The sequence below is a fragment of the Arcicella sp. GW458-12-2-14-TSB2 genome (assembly GCF_059423785.1).
This window is the reverse complement of sequence record NZ_JBWKYN010000047.1, coordinates 24205-32972: the sequence shown is the minus strand read 5'-3', so window position 1 is coordinate 32972 and position 8768 is coordinate 24205. Positions and strand designations below refer to the sequence as shown.

Here is an 8768-nt window from a genome sequence, read left to right as displayed (position 1 = left end):
ATATCCTCTCACCACACAAAAGCTAATTTCGGAATTTAATCTATTGCAACATGATTTTTATCAAACAAACATACGAGACAAGAAAAGTAAGAACTAGACGATAATTAAGTAGAAAACCTCACAAATTGTCTCCAAAACGAATAATTTTAGGAAAAATTCGGGATAACTCATGTTTGGTTTTACACCGTGGTGTATTTTTGCAATCTGAGACTCTGGTTTATTGATCGTTACAATTACTGTTTTTGTATTTTAATATATTCAAGCTGGTTGTTTTTCTGAATAATCAATACATAGTTTCCGGGTTTAATACCGTTTAAATCTATCTCAGTTTCTTCTTTGGTAATCTCTTTTTCAAACACTACCGTGCCTAACATTGATACAATTTGTAAACCAAATGGTTTTCCGTCTGACCGAAGTTGTAACGTTGTGGTAACGGGATTAGGAAATACTTTTACTGATGCATCTGATGGCTCTTCTAAATTCGCTAGTACCAATTTTACCTCCACAGATTTCTTCAGGGTAGTAGCAGCTTTGTATTTGGCATCACCTGCTTGGCTAAATTCCATTTCTATAACTCCTGCATTGCCTAATAATACTACTCGTTTTCCTTCTAGTTTGGCCGGGCCACTTACTATTTTTGTACTAACGCCCAAGCCCGAATTTGATGTCGGATTTATATCAAAACCTGTACTATTCAGATATAAGGAGGTTGGAACAGTACCAGCATCAATGGCTTGCTCTAGTTTTTCTATAGTAATGGTAATTATTAGACCCTTTGCCAAATATTTATCTGTTTCTGATTGAGAAATGAATACCCTAGCAACTCCAGCTTTTAGTATTTTAACCTTCCCCTGTAACGATACCTCTATGGCATCTCCTTCAACAACACTAAATATTATTTCTCCATCAGATTTTGTAGTAGGAACCAGCGTAAAGTCCGCAGCATCTATTTTCTTAGTAATATCATCCACTGAAAGGTCGGGAGTTAGTTTAGGTGCTGTCGAAACAGTAACCAGTATTGTATAAGAATACGCCTTATAAAGGTCTGTTTCAGGAGCATAAACTTTTAGTTTACTAACGCCTGTTTTAAGTATTTTGACAGTATTCGTTTTAGTATCAAAGCTAATAGCACTTCCTGACTCCAATATTATGGTAGGTTTATCAGTTGCATTACTTTTGATATTCAATACAAAATCTGAATCAACAGTTGTTTTGTTAATATTCTCAACGCCTGTTACAGTGGGTGTAGTCTTATTGACAGTTACCAGAACCTTTTTAGTAGCGCCATTATATATGCTCGTTGCGGGCGATATTACTTCTATAATCGACTCTCCTCCTTTCAGTACTTCCAAAATACCTCCACTACTTATTTTTACACTTTCGCCACTAACTAAATTATAGGTTATATTTTTGGCAGACGAGCTATATATTGTTGATAAGTCCAAACCTTTATCAAACGTTGTTGGATTAATACTACTTGGTCCATTAACATAATTAGGTTGTAAGGTATTATCATATTTGAAATTAAGGACAGAAAAGAAATCCATATAAGGTCCTGCTATAATTAGCTGATTATTAAAAGCTCTAATAAACGACCCTGATGGATAATTTACATCAAAATTAGTTTTGTTGATATTTTTCCCTTTACTATTAAATGCTTCGAGTCTTAAAGTATGTGAAGATTCAACAATAGTATGCAAATACCCATCTGATGTTTCTATAAAATCATTAAAAGAAGAGGCATCAAGATATTGACTTGAGATTAATTTAAAATTTGAATCATATTTTTGAAGTGAGTATGGTCCAGTACTTAATAAACTAAAGGTTCCATCTGGGTTTTTATTCAATACACCTATTGAGGCTGATATTGGTTTAATGTTTTTCTTGATAAGAGTTCCTGCAAATGAATATGAACTAACCGAATATACGGTAGTAGCTAGGATAATTGGATTGTTCAACGAGTCTTTATCTATGATTATTTTATTGATATAATAATCAGCTTTTATTTTGCATAAAGGAGTATCTGGGTTACTTGCAGCATATAATTCATACGTTTTAGTAACCATGTCTAACTCATTCAAAAAATAGGCCTCGCCTTTGCTATCAAATGCAAATAAATTTGGACGTTTTTTAGTTACGATACCCTTATCAAAGTTTTGGGCAGATTTCACTACCTTAAAGTTTTTATCATAGGTAACTACTTTATATTCATCTAAAAATGTAATATTCTGTGTAACAGGATTAATCTGGGCATCTAAAATTCTGGTGGGATAGTCTGCATCACTAGCCGTAATAACGATATCGCTTTTAGTGTTTGTTTCTACATCATAAAATTCGTAACCTGTAGTTTCAGCATTTTTACAATAGGCAATTATTTTGTTATCACTTTTCTTTACTATGTATTTTGGACTAATATTTTTATTGGTGCTAACAGCCAAGGGAGTTAAAGCTTTGCCTGTTTTATCATAAGGATAAATACTGTTATCTCCAGCTTTTATAATGTAAACATTGTCGTCGTTATCAACACAAAATTCGCTTATCTCTTGCTGTAGGGCTATTTTTCTGAGGAAGCTACCATCCTTATTAAATATCTGTATTTTATCACTTACATTACCATTACCAGACCTTGCATAGATAGTTCCTGATTTAGAAACAACAATTTTAGTAATCTGTTCGCTAAACTCTCCGTCTTTATTGCCTGCTTTACCTATTTGTCTTAACCAAATGCCATCTTTACTTAGTACTGTAATAAAGCTACTTCCACCACTAAAATATAGATTATTGTCATTATCAATTTCAATATAATTAACCCGAGCGTAATAGTCAGCATAGGCAGATACATCAAATGTATTAAGTAATGTTCTATTAGCTGAGTATTTTTTGATTGTTTTCCAATCATCGAAATCATAAAAATTATTGTCAGCATCTACTGGAATTTTACCAATAGTGTTTTTATATCCTAAAGATACCTGTTTTACCGCAGGGATTTTGTCCACTAATAATCCATTATTATCGGTAATAGTAATACTATTATCAGCCATAAAATAGAGTTTATCTCCTTTGGCATAAAAGGTCTCTATCGGTTTTAGGATGGGCTTTGTTCCTTTTTTCTCTTCAAACTTTACTTGTTTGTCCAGAATGTACTGGCCGAATAATAGCTTGGGGGCGATAATTAAGCAAACGAACAAAAGGGTTTGGATGTAGTGTTTGGGTAGTAGTAGATACATAATAATAGTTTTATGAGTTGAGCAATTTATATGGTGGAAATTAATAATTTTTCTTCTAGGATAAGTTATCACGAAGTTATATCCTTTTGAAAAAAAAAGCTATCTATGCTCTTTAATCTTTTTATTATGTTAGTTTTTTTAGGATTTATTACACCCCGTTAGTCCACTTCTAAGGTACTTATTGAACTGCCATAATCGTGATTTTACAAACCATTAGTTGGGGTGCGGTTGCAGTCTGAGACTCGAATTATTTATTGTTCCAAGTCTGAAAGACATAGAACAGCGGGGATAACTAACCTAGTAATATCAACAAAAATCACCAACCCTTATAAAGAATTGGTGAGATGAACTATTACACTCCTACATCTGAATTATATTTCAAATAGTGAAATATAATGCTAAAACCTATCTAATTTCATACATCAATTTAGCTTTAAAAGATTTTTTTTCTTTTAATTTTTCTTTGATAAAACTCATTAATTCTTTTTTGTAACGTCTTTCATTTACTAGCTTTTTAGCTAGTAAATGAATTGTCCTGTTTTGTTTTTTGATAAATTTATTTAATTCAAGATTCTGATTTTCAGAATTAGTACCTGTAGCGGTCAATTCCATTTTGAAAGACATCAACTCATTAACTTTTTTATCAGCTTCACTCAATAGCCTTTGGGTTATTAAAGAATCTTGTTTATATGTGTTACGAATTTCGTCAATAGCCTTCAATTCTGATTTCCTTTTTTCATTTTGTTTTAAATATTCCTCTGTGATAGTAAGGTTTTTAGCTCTTAACTCACGTACTTCAATTTGAGAACGTTTAAAATTTTCATAGATTTTTTTTTTTTCTAATATTTGAAAATTGTATTTTTTTGAGCTAACACAAGATATCATTATGCATGAAATAATTAGAATAAATACTATAGGGGTAAAATTTGCTCTCATAATAAAGGGTTAATTAAAATAAATTTTTATGGAGTATTCAATTTCTTTGTTTCGAAGTCATAGCCTTATTGCTAAGCAGTTGGATTAGTTTCATACAAAGTTGTATGAGTAGTCCTAAGTTTTTAGGCTTAGAACTATCTTGTTATGAAGTGTGTTAGTGAGTTTAATCAGAATGATGGCTTCTGTATTGAATGATTTATAATCATAATTTTACAACTAGTATAAAATTATTCCCACAATTATCGCATTTATAATATTTAAAACTATTCAAATAACATAAAAATGCTTTTAAATAGTTAGGGGTCTGAATAACTTTACAAAATTTGTATCCACAATAAGGACATTTATTTTGAGCTGTTCTTTTGATATTAAACATCCAAAAAAATAGGATTAAGTTACTCAAAATAATTGTAAGAGGAATTACGATTGAATTTAATTTAGTGTCGGGCATTTATCTCGATATGGTTTCTATTTTGATAGTTTTTGCTTTATCTAGAGCAGCCATTGGGATAAAAAAGCCTGCATAGCAACTCAAACACTGATAGTATTTAAAATTGAAAAATGGAGATAGAAAAAATTTTACTAAAAAAGGTCTGCTCTTTCGTTCACCGCTTAAGACATGCTTACATTTTGGGCAACAATTTGTTGTAGATTTTCTAAAAGCGTAAAAAAAAAGCATTGATAATTGAAGTATTGGTAAAACCAATAATAGATAAATGTATTCTTGTAACATGTTGAATAGTATGTGTGTTAGTAATTATATTGTTTATAAGGGTATTAATTCTTTATATAGATATAAGTAATGAATATTTAAAACAACTTGGACTATGTAATACAACAATATGATTTTAAAAAAAGGCTTAATGCATTAGCTTTAAGCCTTTAAATAATACGCCTAAGTAATATTTAACTAAATATTTAAAGGAATTTTAATAACTATATCGAATAATTGACTCTCGCCATTTACTTCAAATTCTCCATTGATTGACTCTACCCATTCTTTTACTATGTACAAACCCAAACCAGTTCCGTTCATATCTTTAGGATTGTGTGCTTGATAAAATGGTTTTATATCATCTGTCTTAATCGTATATTTTCCAAGGTAGTTATTGCGAATAATTAGCACAAACATCTGATTTTCTAACCTATCTTCCGAAAACACTTTACGACTAGGGTCTGCAAAATTCACAACGTTTTGGAATAGCTCAGTAAACATTATCTTGATTAAATCCTCTTGATAACCGTATAAGCTTGAAACGTGTGATTTAATATTGAAATCTAATACCTTTAATGAGTTTTTGGTAACTTCTCTGATAATTTCATTAAGCAATTCAGGGACATTGAGTTTGCTATTAAATGGTTTCAACGTATTTTTCCATGGATTGACCATGTTGGATAATTGATTATACCACAATAGCTTTCTAGTAGTTCTCAACATCCTAGTCCCAGAAGCATAAATTCCTTCAAGTAATGGTTCTATGTCTTTATATTGGTTACCTCTAACCATATCAAGTGATATTTCACTTAGATTAATGATACCATTGAGTGGAGTAAGATATTCATGATTAGAAACATTATAAAATACATCAATGGCATTCTTTTTAATTTCAATGCCTACTGATTCATTCTTCTGACTACTCATTTCCAAACGTGCGCGAATAGTTTCTACCAAGTCGCGGGCATTAAAAGGTTTTGTCAAAAAATCATCTGCCCCTGCATTCATGCCTCTTCTTTTATCTACAAAATCAGCTCTGGCTGTTAGAAAAATAAAGGGTAAACTAACAAATCGAGGATTTAACCTTATCTGTCTCAAAATTTCATATCCATCAATTTCATCCAAGTTAATATCACAAACCACCAAACTCGGATTGATATGTTCTATTAAGTCTAATCCTTCCTGTCCTCTATTTGCTACATAACAATTAAAACCATTGATTTCTAGGATTGTCTTGGTATTCTCTGCCAACTGCAACTGGTCCTCTATTAATACTATTTTAGACATTTGAAAACGATTTGTAATTAAATTCAAGTAAAATACTTGTTCCTTTGTTGACTTGAGACCTACAGGAGATTTTTGCGTTGTGAAAATCAACAAAAAATTTGACTACATGCAAGCCTAAACCTGTACCTTTCACTCCATCTACATTTGAAGCCCTCGAAAAGGCTTTAAATAGATTTTGCAAGTCTTTTTCAGGTATTCCTATACCACTATCTACTACCATTACGCTTACAGCATTATTGCGATAATGTAGTTGTATAATAGGGGCTTGTTTCCCTTCTGAATATTTAAAAGCATTACCGATAATATTACTCAAAATATGATTCATCATCATTCTATCAAATGCTACCTGTTGTTTTTCACCTTTCACGATAACCTTTATTTGTCTGTCATCCGCTAATTGGGCATACTTTTCATGAATAACTACCCTCACAAAATTCTCTAAGTCTTGCGGGAAAGGTTTAAAATCTACTTTACCACTTTCTATTTTACTGATTAAAAGAAGTTCGTCCATTAGGGTTTCCATCCCTATTACCTCACTCACAATTCTGGTAGTATGAAAATTAATAGCTTCTTTATCAAGGTTATCATTTTCGCTCAACATTTCAATAATTTGTGCACTAGATTGAATAACAGAGAGCGGTGTACGCATTTCATGCGAAACAATATTTACAAACCCCGATTTAAGCTCATTCAGTCTTTTCTCTTTTTCAATATTTTTTTGTAATTCATCGAAAGCCAAATGTTGGTCGGTAACATCACTAAAAAAAATAGCATAAAATATTTCGTTGGTATCAATAGTATAAGAAGGAATACAATAAACACTTAGGTACTTTTTTGAGCCATATTTGTCTTTAAATTGAAACTCTTTTGTTTTAAATTGATAATCATCTTTTGTTTGTGAAAACAGTATTTCGTCCCTAATTGAGCTAAAATTAGCTATCTTGATTTCATCAATCTTTTTACCTATTATTTCTCCATCGATATAACCAAATGTTGTATCAAATGAAGAGTTGGCATAAGTCACATTAAAATTTTTATCGATAACAATAACTGCAATATTTAAAATCTCAGTGATTTGAGCTAAATTTTTCTCTTTACGATTTATTAATTCCTCGGCATTTTTGATAGAAGTAACATCTATACCATAACCTACAATTAAGTCTAATTCGTTATCATCAGTATAAAATGGGTGTATTCTTCTTAGATTATACTGCGTTGTACCTAAAGGCGTTATGGTTTCTTCTATTATTTCGCTAGACTCTCTATTATCAATTACGTGATTGAACAAAGCTCTTCTTTTTTGGGCAATACTGATATCTTTCCCTCTGTACTTCACATACTCAAAATCATCTTTTCCTATAATCCATTCTCTGATTTCTTGATTTTGAATGGCTTTTTTATTAACAAACAAATACCTATGTTCTTTATCAAAAACAACTATATCGGCAGGGATATTCAGAAGGATATTCTCGTAGAATTTCTTCAATTTATTTTTCCCTATTTCTGAACTATAGGCTTCAGTATAGTCGTAATAAATCCAAACTTGTCCTTCAAATAAGTTATTATTGATAATTGGTAAATAGTCTCTTAGAAAAAACCTACCATCTACCAATTCTAACAACTCTTGTCTTACTGGTTCTTTCTTTTCAAGAATTTCTGTTACTCTTTCTAAAAAGCCTTGAGAATCTTTAAAAAGTTGTGCGGATGATTCAGCGGCTACTGCACAATCAAAACCAACCATTTGTTCTGGTAGCAGAGGAATACTAAATAGTTTGCAAAAACTAGGATTTACAAACTGTAACTTTCTTTGATTATCTTCTAGCAGAACAGCATAGGGAACTTCATTCAAGATAAAACGAAGGCCTAAAACTATGTCTTTTTGTATAAATACCATTGAAATCAAATTTTCTTGTAGCGACTTTTATCGCAACAATAAGCTTTACTTTTTGCTTATATATTAGGGCTATCCTTTACCAAAAGAATAAACAAGCATACCTCAATAAGTTTATTTAGTTAATGAATAATGCCAGCAATTCTCCTTTAGAATTAATTTCTAGTTTTGAATATATTTTCTTGATATGGTCATTCACCGTTGAGTAACTAATAAACAATTTGTCTGCAATTTCTTTATAGCTTTGTCCTTTTAGTAAATAGTCAACAACATCTAATTCTCTTTTGGTCAGTACGCCTTCAATGATTGCTTCTTTTTCTTTAGTTTTCTGTGCAATTCTCGAAAACAACATAGATGCAACCTCAGGCGAAATCAATGCTCCATTATTCTTTATAATATCAATCTGTTCAATAATTTTTTTGAGCGAAAGCGGTTTTAATAAATACCCATTTGCCCCAGCACTTACAGCTTGCCAAACGGTCTCTTCATTACAAGTGCCACTTATCATTACAATATGCGAATTAGGGTAACTTTTACGGATAACTCCGATACCTTCAATACCAGAAATTCCAGGAAGACCTATATCAATAAAAATTAATGATGGTTCTTGGCTTATTGATTTATTTTCACGTAAAAATTTCTCTATGCTATTCACAGAAAAATAATTTTAATCTCTGGGTATAATGAGAAAAACCTTTCAATGTTATCTCTT

5 protein-coding genes are annotated in these 8768 nt (G+C 31.2%); all 5 read right to left on the bottom strand.

All coding sequences use genetic code 11. The features are described from left to right. Positions 1–233: 233 nt before the first annotated feature. On the bottom strand, positions 234–3227 hold the full coding sequence (locus AC07XN_RS09130) for a T9SS type A sorting domain-containing protein (RefSeq protein ID WP_494742812.1): 2994 nt from the start codon (positions 3225–3227) through the stop codon (positions 234–236). A 405-nt stretch (positions 3228–3632) separates the two neighbouring features. Beyond that, complete coding sequence (locus AC07XN_RS09125) at positions 3633–4163, bottom strand: hypothetical protein (protein WP_494742811.1); 531 nt, start codon at positions 4161–4163, stop codon at positions 3633–3635. Positions 4164–5073: 910 nt separating this feature from the next. Beyond that, positions 5074–6165, bottom strand: a complete 1092-nt coding sequence (locus tag AC07XN_RS09120; RefSeq protein ID WP_494742810.1) for an ATP-binding response regulator — start codon at positions 6163–6165, stop codon at positions 5074–5076. Further along, on the bottom strand, positions 6158–8059 hold the full coding sequence (locus AC07XN_RS09115) for a sensor histidine kinase (protein WP_494742809.1): 1902 nt from the start codon (positions 8057–8059) through the stop codon (positions 6158–6160). The genes AC07XN_RS09120 and AC07XN_RS09115 overlap by 8 nt, the downstream gene beginning before the upstream one ends. A 115-nt stretch (positions 8060–8174) precedes the next feature. After that, the gene (locus AC07XN_RS09110; RefSeq protein ID WP_494742808.1) at positions 8175–8711 is read right to left on the bottom strand and encodes a LuxR C-terminal-related transcriptional regulator; all 537 of its coding nucleotides are present in this window, start codon (positions 8709–8711) and stop codon (positions 8175–8177) included. Positions 8712–8768: the final 57 nt, after the last annotated feature.